The organism is Streptomyces sp. 13-12-16, from assembly GCF_002114215.1.
Classification (GTDB): domain Bacteria; phylum Actinomycetota; class Actinomycetes; order Streptomycetales; family Streptomycetaceae; genus Streptomyces.
Genome location: NZ_NCTE01001034.1, coordinates 2,231 through 3,261, shown reverse-complemented (window position 1 = coordinate 3,261; position 1,031 = coordinate 2,231). Strand labels below are relative to the sequence as shown.

Here is a 1,031-nt window from a genome sequence, read left to right as displayed (position 1 = left end):
GAGCCCGCTCGACGAGGCCGAAGCGGCCCGGGCGACCCTGCTGCGGGGACAGATCATGTCCGCCGCCAAGAGCGCCAGCACCGGACTGCCGTACCTGCTCGAAGCGGCCGGGCGGCTCCAGCCGTTCGACCGCCGGCTGGCCCTCCAGACGTACCGGGACGCCGCCCACGCGGCCCTGACCGCGGGCCGGCTCGCCACGGGCGGCGTCCGCGACGTCGCCGAGGCCGTACTGGGCGCGCCGGGCCACGCCCCCGCGGCGAGCCGTGAGGAACTGCTGCTGACCGGCCTGGCGCGGGTGATCACCGAGGACTACTCCGTGGGCGCGCCGCTCCTCCTGGAGGCCGTGGCGGCCTTCCGGACGGAAGAGCTCACCCGGGAGGACGGCCTGGGATGGCTCCCGCTGGTGTGCCGCATGGCTCACAACACCTGGGACTTCGCCTCCTGGTCCGAGCTCTCGTCGCGGCTGGTCGACCTCGCCCGCGGCAGCGGAGCACTGGCCGTACTGCCCTCGGCCCTCCTCCTGTGCCTGTCCAACCGGGTCTTCGCCGGCGACCTGCGCGGGGCCGACTCCCTCGCCGTGGAGGCGAGCGCGATCGCCGAAGCCACCGGCAGCAGCTTCTTCGCGCACTACGGAGCACTCGTCGTGGAGCCCTTCAAGGGACATGAGTCCTCGACCCGGCAGGCGATCGAAGCCGTCACGCAGGACCGTCTCCTCCGGGGCGAGGGCAAGGTGACGACGGCCACCCAATGGGCGGTCGCGGTCCTCCACAACGGCCTCGGCCGGTACGGGGAGGCCTACGCCGCCGCCCGGCGCGGCTGCGAGAACCCGCAGGAACTCGGGCTGTCCCTCCAGTCCCGGGTGGAACTCGTCGAAGCCGCCGTACGGCTGGGGCACACCGCGCACGCGGCCGAGGCCGCGCGGACGATCGAGGAGATGGCCCGGGCCTGCCGGACCCCCTGGGCCCTGGGCATCTCCGCCGCCACCCGCGCCCTGGTGAGCGAGGGGCCGGCCGCCGACGCCCTGCACCGGC

At 74.9% G+C, this 1,031-nt stretch carries 1 pseudogene; it reads left to right on the top strand.

Annotation, left to right across the window (positions count from 1 at the left end):
* A pseudogene (locus tag B7767_RS34720) lies at positions 1-1,031 on the top strand (LuxR family transcriptional regulator); the annotation flags it as partial.